Genomic DNA, 20,650 nt, shown 5'->3' with positions numbered 1-20,650 from the left:
ATTGTTCTTTCGCACCGGCAGCCGGGGGCTGCCGTTCGATCCTTGAGCGCGAAGGAGGGCGCATGGCTCACAAGTGGCGCTATCGGGCGTTCATCAGCTACAGCCACGCGGACAAGGCGGTGGCCCAGTGGCTCCATCGCGCCCTGGAGCGCTTTCGGCTGCCGTCCCGGCTGGTCGGTGAGCAGACCGGCATCGGCGCGGTCCCCGCCCGGCTGACGCCGATCTTTCGCGACCGTGACGAGATCTCGGCGGGGGCTGACCTGTCGGACACGCTGCGCCAGGCGCTGGCGGATTCAATGTTCCTTATCGTGATCGCTTCACCCGATGCCGCGGGCTCCCGCTGGGTGAACGAGGAAGTCCGCCTGTTCAAGACCATGCACGGCGAAGCCCGAGTGCTCGCGCTGATCGCGACAGGCGACCCCGGCGAACGCGACACCTGCGGGGTTTTTCCCCCGGCGCTCCGCTTCAGGCTGGATGCTGAAGGGCAGCTGACCGGCAACCCCACCGAGCCGGTGGCCGCCGACCTGCGGCCCGGTGCCGACGGGAAACGGATGGCCAAGCTGAAGCTGGTCGCCGGCCTCACCGGGCTGCCCCTCGATGCACTCGTCCAGCGCGAGACGGCCCGGCGACAGCGCTGGCTGCTGGGTGTCGCCAGCGCGTCGCTGGCGCTGGTGGCCGTGATGGCGGTGCTCACGGTCGCCGCGATCCAGGGGCAGCGCGAGGCCGAGCGCCAGCGGGCGGAGGCCCAGGCCGAGGCGGCCAAGGTGCGGGCCGTCAACCAGTTCATGCGGGACACACTGAGTGCCGCCAACCCGTGGGGGGCGGGCTACGACGTCTCCGTGGTCGAGGCGCTCGACCAGGCAACCGACAAGATCGCCTTGTCGTTCGTCGGGCAACCCGGGGTCGAGGCGGAGGTGCGGCACACCATCGGCAATGCCTACAACAACCTCGGGCGCTACGACCGCGCGAGGCCGTTGCTCGAGGCGGCCGCGGATATGCGCACCCGGCTTCTCGGCCGGGAGGACCCGGAGACCATCGAGACGCTGGCGGCCCTCGCTCAGCTCGGCTGGCGGGACTCGCGCTTCGACGAGGCCATCGCTCAGGCGCACGAGCTGCTCGAGCTTCGCCGCAGGGTGTTCGGTGATCCGAGTCCGGAGGTCGGGACGACCCTGGATTTCCTCGGCCGGCTGCTGACCGACGCCGGGCAGTACGAGGAGGCCGAGCGGGTGACGGAGGAAGCCCTCGCGATGAGCCTCGCGTTACATGGCGAGCGGTCGCTCCAGGTCGCCGCGTGCTACCAGACCAAGGCGGTCCTGGCGCAGATCGCCCACCAGGACTACGCCCTTGCCGAGGATTTGAGCCGCCGGGAGATCGCGATCCGGCGGGCGGTGAGCGACGCGGACACCATGGAGACCGCCTCGGCGCTGAACAATCTCGGCATCTTCGTCATGCTCCAGGGTCGGCTCGAAGAGGCGCAACCGATTCTCGAGGAGGCCGTCGAGCTCGATCGCCGGCTCGGCGGGGCGCAGCACCCGGAGCTCGCGAGGGCCCTCGAGAACCTCGGTAACGTCCACTATCGTCTCGGCAACATCGATCGCACCCTGGAGCTCCTCGCGGAGGTGATCACGATCCGCCGCGAGGGACTCGGCGACGACAACCCCGAGGTCGCGCGCACGTTGCACAACCGCGGGATGGTGCTGAGCAGGGCCGGGGATCTCGAGGGCGCCGAGGCGGCGCTCCGGGACGCGGTCGCGAGGATGGGGCGAGCCTACGGCCCGGACCACTCGGACGTGGCCTCGGGTCACCGGAGCCTCAGCTACGTGCTGCAGCTCGGGGGCAAGCTCGACCAGGCCGAAGCGGAGTTGCGGACCGCGCTCGCCATCGCCGAGCGGGCCTTTGCTGAGGAAAGCCCGGGGCTTGCCGCCTATCGCCAGGCGTTGGGCGGGCTGCTGGTCACCCGGCAGCGCTATGGTGAGGCCGAGCCGCTGCTGCTGGCGGTCCATGAATCGGCGGTCCTGGCCGACGGCGAAGGCAGCGTGCGGGTCGCTGCAACCGCCGGGGCCCTGGTGGCGCTCTACGAGGCCTGGGGCAAGCCGGACAAGGCGGATCTTTACCGGTGACAGCTGGTATCGACGCAGGTGCGGCCTGGTCAGGACGTCGGCGAGATCGGATAGTGAGCATGAAGAAAACGGCAGAACTTACTATTTCATAGAGATATTATTTAGGAATGGATATTCGATCTGACTTTGGCGACCGCGCCGTCGTTCGCCCCGGTGACGAAGCGTTCGTGCCGTCGCCGCTGCCGGGCGTGGAACGGCTCATGCTCGACCGTGTGGGCGACGAGGTGGCCCGCGCCACCAGCATCGTGCGTTATGCACCGGGTTCCCGGTTCTCGGCTCACACCCACGGCGGGGGCGAGGAGTTCCTCGTGCTGGAGGGCACGTTCGCCGATGAGCGGGGCGTGTACCCGGCCGGCACCTACGTGCGAAATCCGCCCGGTTCCTCGCACGCGCCGTGGAGCGAGGAGGGCTGCACGCTGTTCGTGAAGCTCATGCAGTTCGACCCTGCCGACCTGGTGCAGAAGGTCATCGATACCCGGTCGGAGCCGTGGCTGCCGGGCCTTGTAGACGGGCTTTCGGTCATGCCGCTGCACGAGTTCGGGACCGAGCACGTGGCGCTGGTGCGCTGGGCGCCCGGCACGGTGTTCAAGCCGCACACCCATTTCGGCGGCGAGGAGATCCTGGTGCTGGAAGGCACTTTCGAGGACGAGCACGGCTCATATCCTGCCGGCAGCTGGCTCCGCTCGCCGTCCATGAGCCAGCATCGCCCCTTTACCCGCGAAGGCTGCACGATCTATGTGAAGGTGGGGCACCTGCCGGCCTAGCCGGCGTGCTTGAGGATCCTGGATTTCTGGCGTTCCCAGTCGCGGTCGCGCTCGGCATGGCGCTTGTCGTGCTGTTTCTTGCCCTTGGCCAGGCCGATCTCCAGCTTGGCCCGGCCCCGCTTCCAGTAGAGCTTGAGCGGCACCATGGTGTACCCGGCACGCTCCACGGCGCCGACGAGGCGGTCGATCTCGCGCCGTTGCAGCAGCAGCTTGCGGCTGCGGCCGGCGTCGGGGTGGACATGGGTGGAGGCTGAGGTCAGCGGCGTGATGTTGGCCCCCACCAGCCAGATCTCGCCGCCGCGCACCACCACGTAGGCCTCGGCGATCTGTGCCCGGCCGGCGCGGAGGCTCTTCACCTCCCAGCCTTCGAGGACCAGCCCGGCTTCCTGGCTTTCCTCGATGAAATAGTCGTGGCGCGCCTTCTTGTTCAGGGCGATGGTCGAAGTCCCGTCGCCGGACGCGCTTTTCTTGTTCTTGCTGCTCATGGTGTGTCTGGTCGTATCCTCGGCGGCGGCAGTGTCGGTTACGGCGCGGTTGCCGGGGGCGTGGATTTAATCCAAAATCGCCCGCCTTTGAAAGCGCAGGGTGATTTCGCGCCATGGCCAAGCGTACCTCGCTCCACGGCCTCTGGTCGTCCCGGATGGCGTTCATCCTTGCCGTCAGCGGTTCCGCCGTGGGGCTCGGGAACATCTGGAAGTTCCCCTACGTGGCCGGCGCGAACGGCGGCGGCGCTTTCGTCCTCTTCTATCTCCTGTGCGTGGCGCTCATCGGCCTGCCCATCATGATGGCCGAAATCCTCATCGGTCGTCGCGGCCGGCGCAACCCCGTGGCCACGATGCGCATCGTCGGCGAGGAGGAGGGCAGCCGCCCGAGCTGGGCGCTGGTCGGCATCATGGGCGTGATCGCCGGCATCATTATCCTCTCTTTCTACAGCGTCATCGCCGGCTGGTCGCTGTCGTACATCGCCCATGCGGCGTTGAACCGCTTCGAGGGCGCGGACGCGGACCTGGTGAACGGGCTGTTCGGCGGCATGCTGGGCAACTGGAAAGTGCTGGCGTTCTGGCACACCCTGTTCATGATCATCACCGTGTGGGTGGTGGCACGCGGCGTCGAGCGCGGGCTGGAGCGCGCGGTGCGCTTCCTGATGCCGTCGTTGGCGGTGCTGATGGTGGCGCTGCTCGGCTACGCCATCATCAACGGCGACTTCCGTGCCGGCGCGGCCTTCCTGCTGGAGCCTGATTTCTCCAAGCTGACCGGCGAGGCGATGCTGGCCGCGCTGGGCCAGGCCTTTTTCAGCCTCAGCATCGGCATGGGCGCGATCATGGCCTACGGCGCCTACCTGCCCGAGGGCACCTCCATCACCAACACCTCGATCTCGGTGGTGATCGCGGACACGGCCATGGCCCTGCTGGCCGGCCTGGCCATCTTCCCCATCGTCTTCGCCCATGCCATGGATCCGGCCGCCGGCCCGGGGCTGATCTTCCAGACCCTGCCGCTGGCATTCGGCAACATGGTCGGCGGGCACCTGTTCGGGACCTTGTTCTTCGTCCTTTTGACCTTCGCCGCATGGACCTCGTCCATCGGTCTCATCGAGCCGGCCGTGGCCTGGAGCGTCGAGACCCACGGCCGCAGTCGCGCAGCCGCGGCGACCGTGATCGGCGTCATCATCTGGGCGCTGGGCTTCCTCACCATCCTCAGCTTCAACGAGTTCGAGCACATCAAGCTGTTCGGCCGCACTTTGTTCGAGAACCTGGACCATCTCTCCAGCAACATCATGCTGCCGCTCGGCGGCTTGTTCATCACGGTGTTTGCCGGCTGGGTGATGTGCAAGAACTCGACCGCGGAGGAGCTGGACCTGGGCACGGGGACTGCCTACCGCTTGTGGCGTTTCCTGGCGCGCTGGGTCGCGCCGGCAGCCGTCCTGCTGGTGTTCCTGCATGCCACGGGCCTGCTCCACTTCTTCGGCATCACGACTTCCTGAGCGCGCATGGAACCGCAGGAGACCATCGAGGTCGAGGTCGCCTACGCGCGCCCGGAGCGCCAGTTGATCCTCACCGTGGAGGTCCCCGCCGGCACCACGGCCATCGAGGCGGCCCGGCTCTCGGGCATCGAGGAGCAGTTTCCCGACATCCAGCTGGGCAAGAACCGGATGGGCGTGTTCGGCAAGCTGTGCAAGCCTGATCGCGTGCTCAACGCGGGGGACCGGGTCGAAATCTACCGCCCCCTGCTGGCGGATCCGCGCGCCGCGCGCCGTGAGCTGGCGGCTGCCGGCAAGAGCATGGGGAAGGGCGGGCGCGACGGGGCGGACGAGGACTGAGCCTCAGGCGTCGAATTCGGGCCGGGCCTCTTCGGCGTCCTCAAGCGATTCCGGCCGGTCGATGCGTACCACGCGGCCGTCCTCGAACCAGACCGTGAGCCTGCTGACGACCTCGTTACGGGTCCGCCCGACCTTGAAGAAGAAGACGTAATCCCAGCGGTCGGCATTGAAGGGGTCGGCAATCATCGGGGTGCCGATGAGAAAGCGCACCTGGCTCTCGGTCATCCCGACCTCGAGCTGGTCGACCGCCTCCGCCTCCAAGTAGTTGCCCTGCTGGATGTTCATGCGATAGGGCTTCAAGGAAAAGCCCTGCAGGGCGCTGCAGCCGCCGAGCAGGGCGATGGCGAGCAGCAGGAAGAGACGGGGGAGCTGTGTCATGGAAAGCCACGATTTGGACGGCGGGTATTAGTAGGCAATAATAACCAATCTCAAGTGCGAATTCTTCTGGAGCAGCGCATGGAATCCAAGGAACTCAGGAAGGTCGGTCTCAAGGTCACGTTGCCTCGGCTCAAGATCCTGGAGATCCTGGAGGCGCACCCGGAGCGTCACATGAGCGCCGAGGACGTGTACAAGTTCCTGCTGGATTCCGAGGCCGACATCGGGCTCGCCACCGTGTATCGCGTCCTGACCCAGTTCGAAGCCGCCGGCCTGGTGCGCCGGCACAACTTCGAAGGCGGCAGCGCGGTCTTCGAGCTGGATGACGGCGCTCACCACGACCACATCATCTGCCAGCAGTGCGGCCACGTGGAAGAGTTCGTCGACGAGACGATCGAGGCCCGCCAGGAGGCCGCGGCGGCAGCGCACGGCTTCACCGTCGCCGACCATTCGCTGGTGATCTACGGCACCTGCATCAAGGAAGACTGCCCCCACCTCGCCGCCCGCGAGGCCGAGGAAGCGGCCAAGGCCTGATCTCTCCGGGCCGGCGCCGGGTCTCAGTCCGCGCCGCCGGGCGCCGCGCGCTTGCGCATCTCCCGGGCGTGGGCCCGGGTCGTCCCGGTGATCTCGACCCCGCCGAGCATGCGCGCCAGTTCCTCGACCTTCTCGGCCTCGGTGAGCGCCTTGAGCGTGGTACGCGTGGTCTCGCCGTCGGTCAGCTTGGCCACCCTGAGGTGATGCTGGGCCTGGCTCGCGACCTGCGGCAGGTGAGTGACGCACAGCACCTGGGCGCGCGCGCCGAGCTCGGCCAGGCGCCGGCCGACGATCTCCGCCACGCCGCCGCCGACGCCCGAGTCGACCTCGTCGAACACCATCACCGGGATGGGCCGTGCGGTCTTGGCGGCCACCTGGATCGCCAGGCTGATGCGCGACAGCTCGCCGCCGGAGGCTACCCGCGCCACCGGCGCCGGCGGCTGGCCCGGGTTGGCCGTGACGCGGAACTCGATGTCGTCCAGGCCCTGCGGCTGGCAGGCCCCTTGCGGGTCGTGCGCGACCGCGACCATGAAGCGGCCGCCGGGCATGCCGAGCTGCTGCATCAGTGCAGTGACCTGTGCAGAAAAACTCCCGGCAGCGGCACTGCGGGCTGCCCCCAGCGCGGCGGCGGCCCGGCGATAGGCTTGCTCGGCCGCGGCCACCTGCGCATCGGCACGGCCCAGCCGAACCTCGGCCTGTTCCAGTTCCTCGATCTCCCGCTCCAGGGCGTCCCGGCGTGCCGGCAGCTCATCCGCCTCGACCTGGTGCTTGTGGGCGAGGCTCTTGAGCCCCTCCAGCCTCTCCTGCACGGCATCCAGCCGGGCGGGGTCCATTTCAAGGTCGCCGACGTAGCTGCGCAGTTCCGCGGCGGCCTCGGACAGCTGGATCTCGGCCTCAGCCAGCAGCCGCTGCGGGGCTGCCAGGCGCGGGTCCAGGCGCAGCAGCGTCGCGAGCATCTCGGCGGCGCGGCTGACGGCGCCGTGCGCCGATCCATGCTCGCCCTCGTACACCAGCTCCAGCGCGCCCCCGGCGCCCTCGGCGAGGCGGCCGGCATTGGCCAACCGGGAATACTCGGTCTCCAGGCCGCCCGCTTCGCCGGCTTCCGGCGCGAAGGCCTCCAGCTCGCGATGCTGGTAGCGCAGCAGGTCGAGACGCTGTTCGCGATCGCGCGCCGCGCCGCGCAGCCGGTCACGCTCTTCTTTGGCGTCGCGCCAGGCCTGCCACGCGTCCCGCACCGCTGTGACCAGGCGGCTGTCCGGCAGGCGCGCGTCGAGCAGCTCCCGTTGCGCGGCCGCACGGCCCAGGGACTGGTGTTCATGCTGGCCGTGGATGTCGACCAGCATTTCGCCGAGTTCGCGCAGCGTCTGCAACGTGGCGGGTGCGCCGTTGATCCAGGCGCGCGAGCGTCCCTCGGCGCCGATCACCCGGCGCAGCACGCACTCGTCGTCGGCGTCGAGTTCGTGTTCCTCCAGCCAGGCGGCCGCTTCGGGCAGGCCGGCAAGCTCGAATGTGGCCGTGATCTCGGCGCGCTCCGCGCCATGGCGCACGGCGCCGGCGTCCGCCCGGTCCCCGAGAACGAGACCCAGGGCGTCGACGAGGATGGACTTGCCGGCGCCGGTCTCCCCGGTGAGCACGGTCAGGCCCGGTCCCAGCTCCAGCGAGACCTGGTCGATGATGGCGAAATTGCGGACCGAGACGCTGGTCAGCATGATGCTCAGCCGTCCGGGCTACCGTCGAAACGGCTCTGGCTGCCGCGCCCCCAGTGCAGCTTGGAGCGCAGCAGGCGGAAATAGTCGTAGCCGCGCGGGTGGATCAGTACCACCCGCTCGCTCGCGGCCGCCACGCTCAGCCGCTGGCCGGAGCCGAGTTCTCCCAGGGGCAAGCCGTCGCAGGCCACTTCCGCGCGCGTGTCCGGGCGTTGCAGCACGCGCACCTCGATGCGGGCGTCGGATCGCACCACGATGGGACGATCCGAGAGGGTGTGGGGGCAGATCGGCACCAGGGTGATGGCATCCAGGTTCGGGTGGATGATGGGTCCGCCGCCCGACAGCGCGTAGGCGGTGGAGCCCGTGGGCGTGGCGATCACCAGCCCGTCGCCGCCGTGCGTATTCACGTAAACCCCGTCGATCCAGTTCTCGAAGTCGAGCATGCGCCCGGTGTCGCGTTTTTGCAGCACGACGTCGTTCAGCGCCAGTGCACGACGCGGCGGCGCGTCGCCGTTGTCGATCACGGCCTCCAGCATGAGGCGGTGCTCTTCGTCGTAGTCGCCGGCCAGTACCTCGTCCAGGCGGCGCAGCATCTCGCCCGGCGTGATGTCGGCGAGGAAGCCCAGGCGGCCGCGATTGATGCCGAGCAGGGGTACGTCGCGCCCAGCCACGAGACGCGAGGCATACAGCATGGTGCCGTCGCCGCCCACGGCGATGACCAGGTCGGCGGCCGCGCCGAGCTCCGTCTCGGGCAATGTCTCTACCGGTGCCTCCTGGAAATCCATGCGCACTTCGGGATCCAGCACCACGCGCACGCCGGCCGCAGCCAGGTGGCGGGCCAGGATCAGCATCGAGTCACCGACTCTGGGATCACGGTACTTGCCGGTCAGGGCGATGGTCTTGAAGCTGCGGCTCATGGGTTTTCCGTGGCATCGGCGCGGCGCGTTTCTTGTAGCACGAAGCGCCCCGGGCGGGCCAGCCGCAAAACCGCGCCTTGACGCCGGAATTTTTGCGTTGCTTACTTGATCCGGATGTCCAACCGTGTCGTCGAGCCTGAGCTGTCGGACCGCGCCCGGCACCTGCTGAAGGTGCTGGTCGAGCGCTATTTGCGTGAAGGCCAGCCCGTGGGCTCGCGCACGCTGTCGAAGGACTCGGGGCTCGACCTGTCGCCGGCCACCATCCGCAACGTCATGGCCGACCTGGAAGAAATGGGCCTCGTGGTCGCGCCGCACACGTCCGCCGGCCGGGTGCCGACGCCCAAGGGCATCCGCCTGTTCGTCGACGCGCTGATCAAGGTGCAGCCGATGACGGATGCCGAGATCCGGCGCCTGCAGGCGGAGATGGACGCCATCCGCAGTGGCGACGGCGACATCGTCGGCTCCGCTTCGAACCTGCTCTCGGCGCTGACGCGCATGGCGGGCGTGGTTACGGTGCCGCGGCGCAGCCACGCCGCATTGCGCCAGGTCGAGTTCCTGCCGCTGTCTGATCGTCGCATTCTCGCCATCCTGGTGATCGACGAGAAGGAAGTGCAGAACCGCATCCTGCACATGGACCGGGATTACAGCGCCGACGAGCTGCGCGTGGCGGCGAATTACCTCAACGAGCAATTCGCCGGCCAGACGCTGTCCTCTCTGCGCGACAAGCTGCTCGCCGACCTCGCCGACACCCGCGAGACCATGAACAGCATGATGCAGCAGGCCATCAGCCTGGCGCGCCAGGCCTTCGAGACGGTGGACGAGCCGGGCCAGGGCTTCGTGCTGGCCGGTGAGACCAATCTCATGCAGTTCGCCGAGCTCTCCAACGTCGAGCGGTTGCGCGGACTGTTCGAGGCCTTCGCGCGCCAGCGCGACATCCTGCACCTGCTGGACAAGTGCCTGGCAGCGGAGAGCCTGCAGATCTTCATCGGCGAGGAGTCCGGCTACCGCATCCTCGAATCCGTCAGCGTGGTCGCCAGCCCGTACTCGGTGGAAGGCGAGGTGGTGGGCGTGCTGGGCGTGATCGGGCCCACGCGCATGGCCTACGACCGCATCATTCCCATCGTGGACATCACGGCCCGCCTGCTGGGCTCGGCGCTGAATTCACGCGAGTAGCCTGGGTCGAGCCTCCACCGTGCAAAAAAAACGGCGCCCCGCGGGGCGCCGTTGCGTAATGGACCGAGAGGATGGTGGCGGCGCCGCGTCAGCCCTGGGGCAGGATCACCTGGTCGATGACGTGGATGACCCCGTTGCTGGCCATGACATCGGCCTGCAGTACAGTGGCGCCGTCGATCTTGACCTTGCCGTAGCTCGACGAGATGGTCACGTTGGCGCCGTTGACGGTGCCCGCCTCGGAGAGGTTCACCACCTCGGCAGCGGTGACCTTGCCGGGCACCACGTGGTAAGTCAGCACGGCCACGAGCTGGTCGCGATTCTCCGGCTTGAGCAATGATTCAACGGTGCCCGCGGGCAGCGCGGCGAACGCCGCGTCCGTCGGTGCAAACACGGTGAACGGACCATCACCCTTGAGGGTGTCGACGAGTCCGGCTGCCTGCACGGCAGCCACCAGCGTATTGAACGAACCTGCGGCGACGGCGGTATCGACGATATCAGCCGCGGCCGGCTTCTTGCTGGAACTCTCGTAGGCAGAGGCAGAAACGCTGCCCAGGGCGAACACGGCGACGGCAGCAACCATGGCAGTCAACTTGTACATCGGGGAATCTCCTTGTACGTGGGGAGCTAGGATGGATTGTCGTGACCGGTCGGAACACGTGTTCGGGCATCCTGTGCCGCCTGGATTCAATGCCGGCCGGTTGCCACGGCAGGTGAGATACTTCCTGGCTTGCGGGCTTGAAATTTCCACTACGGCCCCCAAGTCAACCTGACTGCAAGGGAGAACACTCGATGAGCGAGCACGACAAGGACCTGCAAGCCGAAGAGATTACGGCCGCGGCCGGCGGCACGGGAGACCAGGGCGGCGAGGCGGGTGCAGGCGCCGAACACGCGGCCAGGGCGGACCAGGCAGAGCAGGCCGCGGCAGAACTCCGCGAGCAGGTGCTGCGCGCCGCGGCGGAACTGGAAAACACACGGCGCCGCGCAGCCCGGGACGTGGAGAACGCGCACCGCTACGGCGTCGAGCGCTTCGCGCGCGAGCTGCTGGCGGTGGTCGACAGCCTCGAAATGGGTCGCGAGGCGGCGCGTAATGCGGGCGAGGGCGGCGCCGTGGCCGAAGGCATGGACGCCACGCTGCGCCTGTTGCTGTCGGTGCTGGAGAAGTTCGGCGTCACGCCGGTGGAAGCCGAGGGGCAGCCCTTCGATCCCGAGGCGCACGAGGCCATCATGACCCAGCCCACGGCCGAGGCGGCGCCCGACACGGTGGTCACCGTGGTGCAGCCCGGCTACCGCATCCACGAGCGCCTGCTGCGCCCGGCGCGGGTCATCGTGGCCCGGGCCCCTGACGCTTGAGCAATGGCGACTGTGCCCGGACGGACTTGAGACGAACCCTTGAAAGCTGCGATCCGGCCCCCATTTCCTGAACAGGCGGGCCGTTGCGGCCGAACGCAAGAATGCAAACGGAGACTTTGACATGGGCAAGGTGATTGGAATCGACCTCGGGACCACGAATTCCTGCGTGGCCATCATGGAGGGCAAGACCCCCAAGGTCATCGAGAACAGCGAGGGCGATCGCACGACGCCGTCGACCGTGGCCTTCACCAAGGACGGCGAGGTGCTGGTCGGCCAGCCGGCCAAGCGCCAGGCGGTGACCAATCCCCAGAACACGCTGTTCGCGGTGAAGCGTCTCATCGGACGCCGCTTCGACGATCCCGTCGTGGCCAAGGACCGCGACATGGTGCCCTACAAGATCATCGAGGCCGAGAACGGCGACGCCTGGGTGGCGGCCGGCGACAAGAAGATGGCCCCGCCCGAAATTTCCGCGCGCGTGCTCATGAAGATGAAGAAGACCGCCGAGGACTACCTGGGCGAGCCAGTCACGGAGGCCGTGATCACCGTGCCGGCGTACTTCAATGATTCCCAGCGCCAGGCCACCAAGGATGCCGGCAAGATCGCCGGTCTCGAGGTCAAGCGCATCATCAACGAGCCCACCGCCGCGGCGCTGGCCTACGGGCTGGACAAGCAGCGCGGCGACCGCAAGGTGGCCGTGTACGACCTCGGCGGCGGCACCTTCGACATCTCCATCATCGAGATTGCCGAGGTGGACGGCGAGCATCAGTTCGAGGTGCTCGCGACCAACGGCGACACCTTCCTCGGCGGCGAGGACTTCGACCTGAAGGTCATCCAGTACCTCGCCGACAGTTTCGAGAAGGAGAGCGGCATCGACATCCGCAAGGATGCGCTCGCCATGCAGCGGCTCAAGGAAGCGTCCGAGAAAGCCAAGATCGAGCTGTCCTCCTCGCAGCAGACCGAGGTCAACCTGCCCTACATCACGGCCGACGCCAGCGGGCCGAAGCACCTGAATATCAAGCTGACCCGGGCCAAGCTGGAGTCGCTGGTCGAGGACTTGGTGCGACGGACCATCGAGCCCTGCAAGGTGGCGCTGAAGGACGCCGGACTGAAGGTCGGCGAAGTGGACGACATCATCCTGGTGGGCGGCCAGAGCCGCATGCCCAAGGTGCAGGAAGCGGTGAAGGACTTCTTTGGCAAGGAGCCGAAGAAGGACGTCAACCCGGACGAGGCGGTCGCCATCGGTGCTGCCATCCAGGCCGGCGTGCTTTCCGGCGAGGTCAAGGACGTGCTGCTGCTCGACGTGACCCCGCTGTCGCTGGGCATCGAGACGCTCGGTGGCGTGATGACCAAGCTCATCGAAAAGAACACCACCATCCCGACCAAGGCGCACCAGGTGTTCTCGACCGCGGAGGACAACCAGACGGCCGTCACGATCCACGTGCTGCAGGGCGAGCGCGAGCGTGCCGTGGACAACAAGTCGCTCGGCCGCTTCGACCTGACCGACCTGCCCGTGTCCCCCCGCGGCGTGCCGCAGATCGAGGTGACGTTCGACATCGACGCCAACGGTATCCTCAATGTCTCGGCCAAGGACAAGGCCACCGGCAAGGAGCAGAAGATCGTCATCAAGGCCTCCAGCGGCCTGAGCGACGACGAGATCGAGCAGATGGTCAAGGACGCCGAGGCGCACGCGGCGGAGGACAAGAAGTTCCGCGAGCTGGTCGATACCCGCAACCAGGCCGAGGCCATGATCCATTCGAGCGAGAAGTCGCTCAAGGACCTGGGCGAGAAGGTGCAACCCGAGGAGCGCGCGAAAATCGAGTCCGCCGTGTCTGACCTCAAGGACGCCGTGAAGTCTGACGACAAGGCGCGCATCGAGGCCAAGGCGCAGGCGCTGGCGGAGGCTTCGGCCGGTGTCATGCAGCGGGTGTACGCCGAGGAGGCCAAGGCCGGTGCGGCCGAGGGCGACGGCGGCGACCAGGCCGGGAGCGCGCGCCAGGCCGAAGAGGACGTGGTGGATGCCGAGTTCGAGGAAGTCAAGGACGACAAGAAGTAGCATCTGCTGAATCACGGGCACGCCTCCCGCATACCGGGGGGCGTGCCCATGTCTTGCACAACCACGGAGCGCCGGATGGCGAAGCGCGACTACTACGAGGTCCTCGGGCTGGCCCGCAACGCGACCGAAGCCGAGCTGAAAAAGGCCTACCGCCGCCTGGCCATGAAATACCACCCGGACCGCAATCCCGGGGATCCCGAGGCCGAAGCCGCCTTCAAGGAGGTGAAGGAGGCCTGGGAGGTGCTCAAGGACCCACGCAAGCGCGCGGCCTATGACCAGTTCGGCCATGCCGGCGTGGGGGGTCCCGGCGGCGGGGCCGGCCCCGGCGGTTTCGGCCCCGAAGACGCCTTCAGCGACATCTTCGGCGAGGTGTTCGGCGACATCTTCGGCGTGGGACGCCGCGGCGCCGGGCGCTCGCGCGTGTTCCGCGGCGCTGACCTGCGCTACGAGCTGGAACTCGACCTCGAGCAGGCAGTGTTCGGCGACACCGTGACCATCAGCCTGCCGCTGGCGGTCGAATGCACCACCTGCCATGGCAGCGGCGCGCGGCCCGGTTCTTCTCCAGTCGGATGCCGCACCTGCGGCGGACGCGGCTCGGTGCGCATGCAACAGGGCTTCTTCGCCGTGGAGCAGACCTGCCCGGCCTGCAAGGGGCAGGGCACGGTCGTCGAGGACCCCTGCGAGGATTGCCACGGCGAGGGCCGGGTGCGCGAGACCAAGACGCTCGCGGTGAAGATCCCGCCCGGCGTGGACAGCGGCGACCGGATCCGGCTCGGCGGCGAGGGCGAGGCCGGGCGCAACGGCGGCCCGCCCGGCGATCTCTATGTCGAAGTCCTGGTACGCCCCCATCCCATTTTCGAGCGTCGCGGCGCCGACCTGGCTTGCGAGGTGCCCATCGGCTACGCTGCAGCGGCCCTGGGCGGCGAGGTCGAGGTGCCGGCGCTGGGAGAGGAATCCGCGGTCAAGCTGAAGATCCCGGAGGGTACCCAGAGCGGCAAGGTGTTCAGGTTGCGCGGCAAGGGCGTGCGGCCGGTGCGCGGGGGGCCGCAGGGCGACCTGATGGTGCACGTGCAGTTGGAGACTCCGGTGGGCCTGAACAAGCAGCAGAAAGAGCTGCTGCAGGCTTTCGAGGACAGCCTGCGCGACAGCGGGCGCAGCCACAGCCCGCGCGAACAGGGCTGGATGGACAAGGTCAAGGGCTTTTTTGACAGGCTCGGCTCATGAGCGAACGCATCCCCGTAGCCATTCTCGGCGCCAGCGGTCGCATGGGCGCGACGCTGCTGCGCTGCCTGCCGGAATTTCCTGCGCTGGCGCTGGCCGGTGCATCCACCGCAGCCGAAACCGGCCTGGCGGGCCGCGATGCCGGCGAGGCCGTGGGGCTGGCTTCGATGGACGTCGTGCTGCATGACGACCCGGCCGGCGCCCTGGCGGGCGGCGCGCGCGTGGCGGTGGATTTCACGCTGCCGGCGGCCGTCGCGGCCAATGCAGCGGCCTGCCGTGCCGCGGGTGTGGGGCTGGTGTGCGGGGTCACCGGGCTGGATGCGCGCGCGGAGGCCGCGCTGCGCGAGGCCGCCGAGGCCGTGCCGGTACTGTGGGCGCCCAACATGAGCGCCGGCGTGGCCGTGCTGGAGCGCCTCGCGGCGCTGGCGGCGGCGGCGCTGGCGGACTTCGATGCCGGCGTGTACGAGGTGCACCACACCGCCAAGCGGGACGCGCCCTCCGGCACCGCGCTGGCCCTTGGCCGGGCCGTGGTCGAAGGGCGGGGCCAGCCCCCCGCCGCGGCGGCGCCCGACGAACGGCTCAGGGCCGGCGGACTGGCCTACGCCGCAGAGCGCCTGGGCGATGTGGTCGGTGAGCACACGGTCACGCTGGCCGGGCCGGGCGAACGGCTCGAACTCACCCATCGTGCGACCGACCGGGCGATTTTCGCCCGCGGGGCGTTGCGGGCGGCCGCCTGGCTGGCCGGCCGCGAGCCGGGAATGTACACCCTCGGCGACGTCCTCGGCCTCGGACGCGTGGACACTCTGGCGGGCGGCCAGTAAACTGTCGCATTCAGGCGTTGGCCTGATCTCACCCGGGACGGATTTCGGTCCTGCATCCAGCAGGGCCGGGGCTTTCTCCGGGTCAAGAGCGGGAAGGGACCAGCGCGGCCCCGTCCCGCTTTTTAGCATGCGCGTGAGAAAACTCCGGGAGATGAAGTGACGCAGCCGGCAGTCCTGGGACTTGAAGACGGCACGGTCTTTCGCGGCCTTTCGATTGGCGCGCCGGGCGAGACCGTGGGGGAGGTGGTGTTCAACACCGCCATGTCCGGATACCAGGAGATCCTCACGGATCCTTCCTATGCCCGCCAGATCGTCACGCTGACCTATCCGCACATCGGCAACACCGGCACGAACCCTGAGGACTACGAGTCCGACCGGGTCTACGCCGCAGGCCTGATCATCCGCGACCTGCCGCCGCGCGCCAGCAACTACCGCGCCAACGAGTCGCTCCCCGAGTTCCTGCAGCGCGAGGGGGTGGTGGCGATCTCCGACCTCGACACGCGCAGCCTGACGCGCCTGATCCGCGAAAAAGGCGCCCAGGGCGGCTGTATCCTCGCCGGGAGCGACGATGGCGACCTGGCGGTGGCGAAGGCACGCGAGTTTCCGGGGTTGAAAGGCATGGACCTGGCGCGCGTGGTGTCGACCGCCCGTGCCTACGACTGGGACCAGGGCGTGTGGCGCCATGAACAGGACGAGACGCCGCGGGGCCCGCAGGCCCTGCACCGCGTGGTGGCGTGGGATTTCGGCATCAAGCGCAACATCCTGCGGCTGCTGGCGGAGGCGGGCTGCACCGTGACCGTGGTCCCGGCCATGACGCCGGCGGCCGAGGTGCTGGCGATGAAGCCCGATGGCGTGTTCCTCTCCAACGGGCCCGGCGACCCGGAACCCTGCGATTACGCGATCAAGGCGACGCAGGAGTGCATGGCGGCCGGGGTGCCGGTGTTCGGCATCTGCCTGGGGCACCAGATCCTCGGCCTCGCCGGCGGCGCGCGCACCGTGAAGATGAAGTTCGGCCACCACGGTGCCAACCATCCGGTGCAGGATCTCGACACCGGCCAGGTGCTCATCACCAGCCAGAACCACGGCTTCGCGGTGGACGAGGACTCCCTGCCGGAGAACCTGCGGCCCACGCATCGCTCCCTGTTCGACGGCACGCTGCAGGGCATCGAGCGCACCGACTGTCCCGCCTTCTCTTTCCAGGGGCACCCCGAGGCAAGTCCGGGGCCGCACGACCTGCGGCCGCTGTTCGGGAAGTTCATTGCCATGATGGCGGGGGTGCGGAATGCCTAAGCGCACGGACCTGGAGAGCATCCTCATCATCGGCGCCGGCCCGATCGTCATCGGCCAGGCCTGCGAGTTCGATTATTCCGGTGCGCAGGCCTGCAAGGCGCTGCGCGAGGAGGGCTACCGCGTCATCCTGGTGAATTCCAACCCGGCCACCATCATGACCGACCCGGACACCGCCGACGCGGTGTACATCGAGCCGGTCGACTGGCGGGTGCTGGAACGCATCATCGAGAGAGAGCGGCCCGACGCGCTGCTGCCCACCATGGGCGGCCAGACGGCGCTCAACACTGCGCTCGACCTGGTGGCACACGGCGTGCTGGAGAAATACGGCGTCGAGCTGATCGGGGCCTCGCGCGAGGCCATCGACACGGCCGAGGACCGGGACCTGTTCCGCAAGGCCATGATCGAGATCGGGCTGGAAGTGCCGCGCTCCGCAGTGGCCCACACCATGGAGGAGGCGCGCGCCATCCAGGGTGAAATCGGTTTCCCGACCATCATTCGTCCGAGCTTCACCCTCGGCGGCAGCGGCGGCGGCATCGCCTACAACGCCGACGAGTTCGAAGCCATCGTCGAACGCGGCCTGGACCTGTCGCCGACCAACGAGGTACTGCTCGAGGAGTCGGTGCTGGGGTGGAAAGAGTACGAGATGGAGGTGGTGCGCGACCGCAAGGACAACTGCATCATCATCTGCTCGATCGAGAACTTCGACCCCATGGGCGTGCATACCGGCGACTCCATCACTGTCGCGCCGGCGCAGACGCTGACCGACAAGGAATACCAGCGCATGCGCGACGCCTCGATCGCGGTGCTGCGCCGGATCGGCGTCGAGACCGGCGGCTCCAACGTGCAGTTCGCCGTCAACCCCGAGGACGGCCGCCTGATCATCATCGAGATGAACCCGCGCGTGTCGCGTTCCTCGGCCCTGGCCTCCAAGGCCACCGGCTTCCCCATCGCCAAGGTCGCCGCCAAGCTGGCGGTCGGCTACACGCTGGACGAGCTGAAGAACGACATCACCGGCGGCGCCACGCCCGCATCCTTCGAACCGACCATCGACTACGTGGTCACCAAGATCCCGCGCTTCACTTTCGAGAAGTTCCCCGATGCCGACCCCCTGCTCACCACGCAGATGAAGTCCGTGGGCGAGGTGATGGCCATGGGGCGCACCTTCCAGGAATCCCTGCAGAAGGCGCTGCGCGGCCTGGAGACGGACTGCGCCGGGCTCGAAGAGCAGGTGGAAGCGCCCTGGGACGAGCCCACCATGCAGCGCATCGAGCGCGAACTGCGTTTCCCGGGGGCCAACCGGATCTTCTACGTGGGCGACGCCTTCCGCGCCGGCTGCAGCATCGAGACGGTGCACAACTGGTCGCGTATCGATCCCTGGTTCCTGGCGCAGATCGAGGAACTGGTCCAGGAGGAGACGCAGGTCCGGCAGGCGGGCCTCGAGGGGCTGACGCGGGACCGGCTGTGGGCGCTCAAGCGCAGGGGGTTCTCCGACGCGCGCCTGGCGCGCCTGGTTGGCGTCAAGGAGCCGGAGGTGCGGGCAAGGCGGCTCGGTTTCGGCCTGCGCCCGGTGTTCAAGCGGGTCGATACCTGCGCGGCGGAGTTTTCCACCACCACCGCCTACATGTACTCCAGCTACGAGGCGGAGTGCGAGGCGGCGCCTACCGACCGGCGCAAGATCATGATCCTGGGCGGCGGTCCCAACCGCATCGGCCAGGGCATCGAGTTCGACTACTGCTGCGTGCACGCCGCACTGGCCCTGCGCGAGGCGGGTTTCGAGACCATCATGGTGAACTGCAACCCGGAGACGGTGAGCACGGACTACGACACCTCGGACCGCCTCTATTTCGAGCCTCTGACCTTCGAGGACGTGATGGAGATCGTCGAGCTGGAGAAGCCCGAGGGCATCATCGTCCAGTTCGGCGGCCAGACGCCGCTGAAGCTCGCGCGCAAGCTCGAGGCGGCCGGGGCGCCGATCATCGGCACCACGCCGGACTCCATCGACCTGGCGGAAGACCGCGAGCGCTTCCAGCAGCTGGTGAATGAGCTGGAGCTGCTGCAGCCCGCCAACCGCACGGCGCGTAACGTCGAGGACGCAGTGCGCCTCGCGGAAGAGATCGGTTACCCGCTGGTGGTGCGGCCGTCCTACGTGCTGGGCGGGCGCGCCATGGAAGTGGTGTTCTCCGAAAGCGAACTGCGCACCTACATGCAATTCGCGGTGAAAGTCTCGGAGGACAGCCCGATCCTGCTGGACCGCTTCCTCGACCATGCGGTCGAGGTGGACATCGACGTGGTCAGCGACGGCGAGACGGTGGTGATCGGCGGCATCATGGAGCACATCGAGCAGGCCGGGGTGCACTCCGGCGATTCGGGTTGCTGCCTGCCGCCCAACACGCTGGATCCATCGCTGCAGGAGCAGTTGCGCGACCAGGTCAGGCGCCTGGCGCGGGCGCTCGGCGTGAGCGGGCTGATGAACACCCAGTTCGCCATCCAGGACGGGCGCATCTACCTGCTGGAGGTGAATCCGCGTGCTTCGCGTACCGTGCCCTTCGTGTCCAAGGCGACGGGCCGGCCGCTGGCGAAGATCGCCGCGCTGTGCATGGCCGGCATCAGCCTGAAAGACCAGGGCGTGTCCGGCGAGCGGCGCCCGGACTACCTGTCGGTGAAGGCGTCGGTGTTCCCCTTCGCCAAGTTCCTCGGCGCCGACCCGATCCTCGGTCCCGAGATGAAGTCCACCGGCGAGGTCATGGGCACCGGGCGCTTCTTCGGCGAGGCCTATGCCAAGGCCCAGCTCGCCGCCGGCGTGGTGCTGCCGCGCGGCGGTACGGCGCTGATCAGTGTGCGCGACCAGGACAAGGACGGGGCAGTCGAGCTGGCGCGCATCCTGGTGGACCGAGGCTTCCAGCTGGTGGCCACCTCCGGGACGGCCAAGGCCATCCAGGACGCCGGGGTGGCCTGCCGCGCCGTGAACAAGGTGCGCGAGGGCCGGCCGCATATCGTGGACATGATCAAGGACGGCGAGATCAGCCTGATCGTGAATACCACCGACAACCGCCAGGCCATCCGCGAATCGCACTCCATCCGGCGCGAGGCGGTGCATCGCAAGGTCACCTACTACACCACCATCTCGGCCGCCAAGGCGACCTGCGTGGCGCTCGACCATCTCGACGCGACCGACGTCAACCGCCTGCAGGACCTCCACCTGGAGATCAGCCCATGACCAAGGTGCCCATGACCGCCCGCGGCGCCGAGCGCCTGCGCGAGGAACTGACGCGGCTGAAGAACGTGGAGCGGCCCCGCATCAGCGCCGCCATCGGCGAGGCGCGCGCCCATGGGGACCTCAAGGAGAATGCGGAGTACCACGCCGCCAAGGAGCAGCAGGGCCTGGTCGAGGCGCGCATCCGCGACCTCGAGTACAAGCTGTCCCATGTCGACATCATCGATGTTGCGTCCATCAATGCCGCCGGTCGCGTCGTCTTCGGCGCCACCGTGGAGCTGTTCTCCGAGGCCGACGACGCCGAACTGCGTTACCAGATCGTGGGCGAGGAAGAGGCCGACATCAGGGACGGGCGCATCTCCATCGCCTCGCCGATCGCAAGGGCGCTGATCGGCAAGAACGAGGGTGACGAGGTGAGCGTGCAGGCGCCGGGCGGCGACCGGGTCTACGTGATCCTGAAGGTTGAATACATCTAGGCCAGGGGCACGCGCCGCCGCTCGGGATTGGGCCGCCACAACAGCGCGACGTGACCGATGCGCTGCACCAGTTCGGCGCCCGAGGCCGAGCACATGGCGTCGATCATGGCGTCACGCGCCTCCCGATCCTCGGCCCGGACCTTCACCTTGATCAGCTCGTGGTGCGACAGGGTGGAGTCCAGCTCCGCCAGCAGCCCCGGGGTCACGCCGGCGCCGCCGGTCAGGAGCACGGGCTCAAGTGCATGGCCAAGACGACGCAGGTGCTTCTTCTGTTTTTCATTCAATGGCATACAAGTGATACTTCAGGTCATTTCTTGTT

19 protein-coding genes are annotated in these 20,650 nt (G+C 68.1%); 13 read left to right on the top strand and 6 right to left on the bottom strand.

Annotated elements, in window-relative coordinates:
- The first annotated feature begins 62 nt into the window (after positions 1-62).
- Both G8346_RS06375 and G8346_RS06370 read left to right on the top strand, forming a co-directional pair.
- The gene (locus G8346_RS06375; RefSeq protein ID WP_166049298.1) at positions 63-2,120 is read left to right on the top strand and encodes a tetratricopeptide repeat protein; all 2,058 of its coding nucleotides are present in this window, start codon (positions 63-65) and stop codon (positions 2,118-2,120) included.
- Positions 2,121-2,227: 107 nt separating this feature from the next.
- Positions 2,228-2,884, top strand: a complete 657-nt coding sequence (locus tag G8346_RS06370; RefSeq protein ID WP_166049296.1) for a cupin domain-containing protein — start codon at positions 2,228-2,230, stop codon at positions 2,882-2,884.
- On the opposite strand, the gene smpB is transcribed toward G8346_RS06370, so the two are convergent.
- Complete coding sequence (gene smpB / locus G8346_RS06365; RefSeq protein ID WP_166049294.1) at positions 2,881-3,369, bottom strand: SsrA-binding protein SmpB; 489 nt, start codon at positions 3,367-3,369, stop codon at positions 2,881-2,883. The genes G8346_RS06370 and smpB overlap by 4 nt on opposite strands.
- 113 nt (positions 3,370-3,482) lie before the next feature.
- On the opposite strand from smpB, the gene G8346_RS06360 reads away from it, so the two are divergent.
- Together G8346_RS06360 and G8346_RS06355 are read left to right on the top strand one after the other, a co-directional pair.
- Entirely contained in the window at positions 3,483-4,865 is a 1,383-nt protein-coding gene (locus G8346_RS06360; RefSeq protein WP_166049292.1) for a sodium-dependent transporter, read from the top strand.
- 6 nt (positions 4,866-4,871) lie between these two features.
- Positions 4,872-5,201 (top strand): RnfH family protein, encoded by a 330-nt coding sequence (locus tag G8346_RS06355; RefSeq protein WP_166049290.1) that lies wholly within the window; start codon positions 4,872-4,874, stop codon positions 5,199-5,201.
- Between the two features lie 3 nt (positions 5,202-5,204).
- Here G8346_RS06355 and G8346_RS06350 read toward each other — a convergent pair whose 3' ends face one another.
- A complete protein-coding gene (locus G8346_RS06350; RefSeq protein WP_166049288.1) occupies positions 5,205-5,579 on the bottom strand; it encodes an outer membrane protein assembly factor BamE in 375 nt (124 codons plus the stop codon).
- Positions 5,580-5,657: 78 nt separating this feature from the next.
- Here G8346_RS06350 and fur point away from each other — a divergent pair, with 78 nt between their 5' ends.
- Positions 5,658-6,110, top strand: a complete 453-nt coding sequence (fur, locus tag G8346_RS06345; RefSeq protein WP_166049286.1) for a ferric iron uptake transcriptional regulator — start codon at positions 5,658-5,660, stop codon at positions 6,108-6,110.
- Positions 6,111-6,133: 23 nt separating this feature from the next.
- Here fur and recN read toward each other — a convergent pair whose 3' ends face one another.
- Both recN and G8346_RS06335 read right to left on the bottom strand, forming a co-directional pair.
- Positions 6,134-7,819 carry a DNA repair protein RecN gene (gene recN, locus G8346_RS06340; protein ID WP_166049284.1) on the bottom strand — a complete coding sequence of 562 codons (1,686 nt, stop codon included), beginning with the start codon at positions 7,817-7,819 and terminating at the stop codon, positions 6,134-6,136.
- 5 nt (positions 7,820-7,824) lie between these two features.
- Positions 7,825-8,733 carry an NAD(+) kinase gene (locus tag G8346_RS06335; protein ID WP_166049282.1) on the bottom strand — a complete coding sequence of 303 codons (909 nt, stop codon included), beginning with the start codon at positions 8,731-8,733 and terminating at the stop codon, positions 7,825-7,827.
- Positions 8,734-8,847: 114 nt separating this feature from the next.
- Here G8346_RS06335 and hrcA point away from each other — a divergent pair, with 114 nt between their 5' ends.
- Complete coding sequence (gene hrcA, locus G8346_RS06330; protein ID WP_166049280.1) at positions 8,848-9,906, top strand: heat-inducible transcriptional repressor HrcA; 1,059 nt, start codon at positions 8,848-8,850, stop codon at positions 9,904-9,906.
- 88 nt (positions 9,907-9,994) lie between these two features.
- On the opposite strand, the gene G8346_RS06325 is transcribed toward hrcA, so the two are convergent.
- The gene (locus tag G8346_RS06325; protein ID WP_166049278.1) at positions 9,995-10,504 is read right to left on the bottom strand and encodes a fasciclin domain-containing protein; all 510 of its coding nucleotides are present in this window, start codon (positions 10,502-10,504) and stop codon (positions 9,995-9,997) included.
- Positions 10,505-10,695: 191 nt separating this feature from the next.
- On the opposite strand from G8346_RS06325, the gene grpE reads away from it, so the two are divergent.
- The 7 genes from grpE (at position 10,696) to greA (ending at position 20,331) form a co-directional block, all read left to right on the top strand.
- On the top strand, positions 10,696-11,256 hold the full coding sequence (grpE, locus tag G8346_RS06320; RefSeq protein WP_166049276.1) for a nucleotide exchange factor GrpE: 561 nt from the start codon (positions 10,696-10,698) through the stop codon (positions 11,254-11,256).
- A gap of 121 nt (positions 11,257-11,377) precedes the next feature.
- The gene (gene dnaK, locus G8346_RS06315) at positions 11,378-13,309 is read left to right on the top strand and encodes a molecular chaperone DnaK (RefSeq protein ID WP_166049274.1); all 1,932 of its coding nucleotides are present in this window, start codon (positions 11,378-11,380) and stop codon (positions 13,307-13,309) included.
- 75 nt (positions 13,310-13,384) lie between these two features.
- Positions 13,385-14,533: a molecular chaperone DnaJ gene (gene dnaJ / locus G8346_RS06310; protein WP_166049272.1), complete on the top strand. Its 1,149-nt coding sequence runs from the start codon at positions 13,385-13,387 to the stop codon at positions 14,531-14,533.
- Positions 14,530-15,351, top strand: coding sequence for a 4-hydroxy-tetrahydrodipicolinate reductase (gene dapB / locus G8346_RS06305; RefSeq protein ID WP_166049270.1), 822 nt, complete (start codon positions 14,530-14,532; stop codon positions 15,349-15,351). Before dnaJ ends, dapB begins: the two co-directional genes overlap by 4 nt.
- A 156-nt stretch (positions 15,352-15,507) precedes the next feature.
- The gene (gene carA, locus G8346_RS06300) at positions 15,508-16,641 is read left to right on the top strand and encodes a glutamine-hydrolyzing carbamoyl-phosphate synthase small subunit (RefSeq protein WP_166049268.1); all 1,134 of its coding nucleotides are present in this window, start codon (positions 15,508-15,510) and stop codon (positions 16,639-16,641) included.
- Positions 16,634-19,858, top strand: a complete 3,225-nt coding sequence (gene carB / locus G8346_RS06295) for a carbamoyl-phosphate synthase large subunit (RefSeq protein WP_166049264.1) — start codon at positions 16,634-16,636, stop codon at positions 19,856-19,858. Before carA ends, carB begins: the two co-directional genes overlap by 8 nt.
- Positions 19,855-20,331 (top strand): transcription elongation factor GreA, encoded by a 477-nt coding sequence (greA, locus tag G8346_RS06290; protein ID WP_166049262.1) that lies wholly within the window; start codon positions 19,855-19,857, stop codon positions 20,329-20,331. Before carB ends, greA begins: the two co-directional genes overlap by 4 nt.
- Here the strand turns inward: greA and yhbY are convergent.
- Entirely contained in the window at positions 20,328-20,621 is a 294-nt protein-coding gene (yhbY, locus tag G8346_RS06285; protein WP_166049260.1) for a ribosome assembly RNA-binding protein YhbY, read from the bottom strand. The genes greA and yhbY overlap by 4 nt on opposite strands.
- Positions 20,622-20,650 lie beyond the last annotated feature (29 nt).

Source organism: Thioalkalivibrio sp. XN279 (assembly GCF_011089885.1).
Lineage (GTDB): Bacteria > Pseudomonadota > Gammaproteobacteria > Steroidobacterales > XN24 > XN24.
This window is presented reverse-complemented; position numbering and strand designations above follow the sequence as displayed.

What these genes read in the sequence shown, in the direction of transcription:
- G8346_RS06375 (WP_166049298.1), top strand. Translation starts at nt 63, where the DNA reads ATGGCTCACAAGTGGCGCTATCGGGCGTTCATCAGCTACAGCCACGCG.
- G8346_RS06370 (WP_166049296.1), top strand. Translation starts at nt 2,228, where the DNA reads ATGGATATTCGATCTGACTTTGGCGACCGCGCCGTCGTTCGCCCCGGT.
- smpB (WP_166049294.1), bottom strand. Translation starts at nt 3,369, where the DNA reads ATGAGCAGCAAGAACAAGAAAAGCGCGTCCGGCGACGGGACTTCGACC.
- G8346_RS06360 (WP_166049292.1), top strand. Translation starts at nt 3,483, where the DNA reads ATGGCCAAGCGTACCTCGCTCCACGGCCTCTGGTCGTCCCGGATGGCG.
- G8346_RS06355 (WP_166049290.1), top strand. Translation starts at nt 4,872, where the DNA reads ATGGAACCGCAGGAGACCATCGAGGTCGAGGTCGCCTACGCGCGCCCG.
- G8346_RS06350 (WP_166049288.1), bottom strand. Translation starts at nt 5,579, where the DNA reads ATGACACAGCTCCCCCGTCTCTTCCTGCTGCTCGCCATCGCCCTGCTC.
- fur (WP_166049286.1), top strand. Translation starts at nt 5,658, where the DNA reads ATGGAATCCAAGGAACTCAGGAAGGTCGGTCTCAAGGTCACGTTGCCT.
- recN (WP_166049284.1), bottom strand. Translation starts at nt 7,819, where the DNA reads ATGCTGACCAGCGTCTCGGTCCGCAATTTCGCCATCATCGACCAGGTC.
- G8346_RS06335 (WP_166049282.1), bottom strand. Translation starts at nt 8,733, where the DNA reads ATGAGCCGCAGCTTCAAGACCATCGCCCTGACCGGCAAGTACCGTGAT.
- hrcA (WP_166049280.1), top strand. Translation starts at nt 8,848, where the DNA reads ATGTCCAACCGTGTCGTCGAGCCTGAGCTGTCGGACCGCGCCCGGCAC.
- G8346_RS06325 (WP_166049278.1), bottom strand. Translation starts at nt 10,504, where the DNA reads ATGTACAAGTTGACTGCCATGGTTGCTGCCGTCGCCGTGTTCGCCCTG.
- grpE (WP_166049276.1), top strand. Translation starts at nt 10,696, where the DNA reads ATGAGCGAGCACGACAAGGACCTGCAAGCCGAAGAGATTACGGCCGCG.
- dnaK (WP_166049274.1), top strand. Translation starts at nt 11,378, where the DNA reads ATGGGCAAGGTGATTGGAATCGACCTCGGGACCACGAATTCCTGCGTG.
- dnaJ (WP_166049272.1), top strand. Translation starts at nt 13,385, where the DNA reads ATGGCGAAGCGCGACTACTACGAGGTCCTCGGGCTGGCCCGCAACGCG.
- dapB (WP_166049270.1), top strand. Translation starts at nt 14,530, where the DNA reads ATGAGCGAACGCATCCCCGTAGCCATTCTCGGCGCCAGCGGTCGCATG.
- carB (WP_166049264.1), top strand. Translation starts at nt 16,634, where the DNA reads ATGCCTAAGCGCACGGACCTGGAGAGCATCCTCATCATCGGCGCCGGC.
- greA (WP_166049262.1), top strand. Translation starts at nt 19,855, where the DNA reads ATGACCAAGGTGCCCATGACCGCCCGCGGCGCCGAGCGCCTGCGCGAG.
- yhbY (WP_166049260.1), bottom strand. Translation starts at nt 20,621, where the DNA reads ATGCCATTGAATGAAAAACAGAAGAAGCACCTGCGTCGTCTTGGCCAT.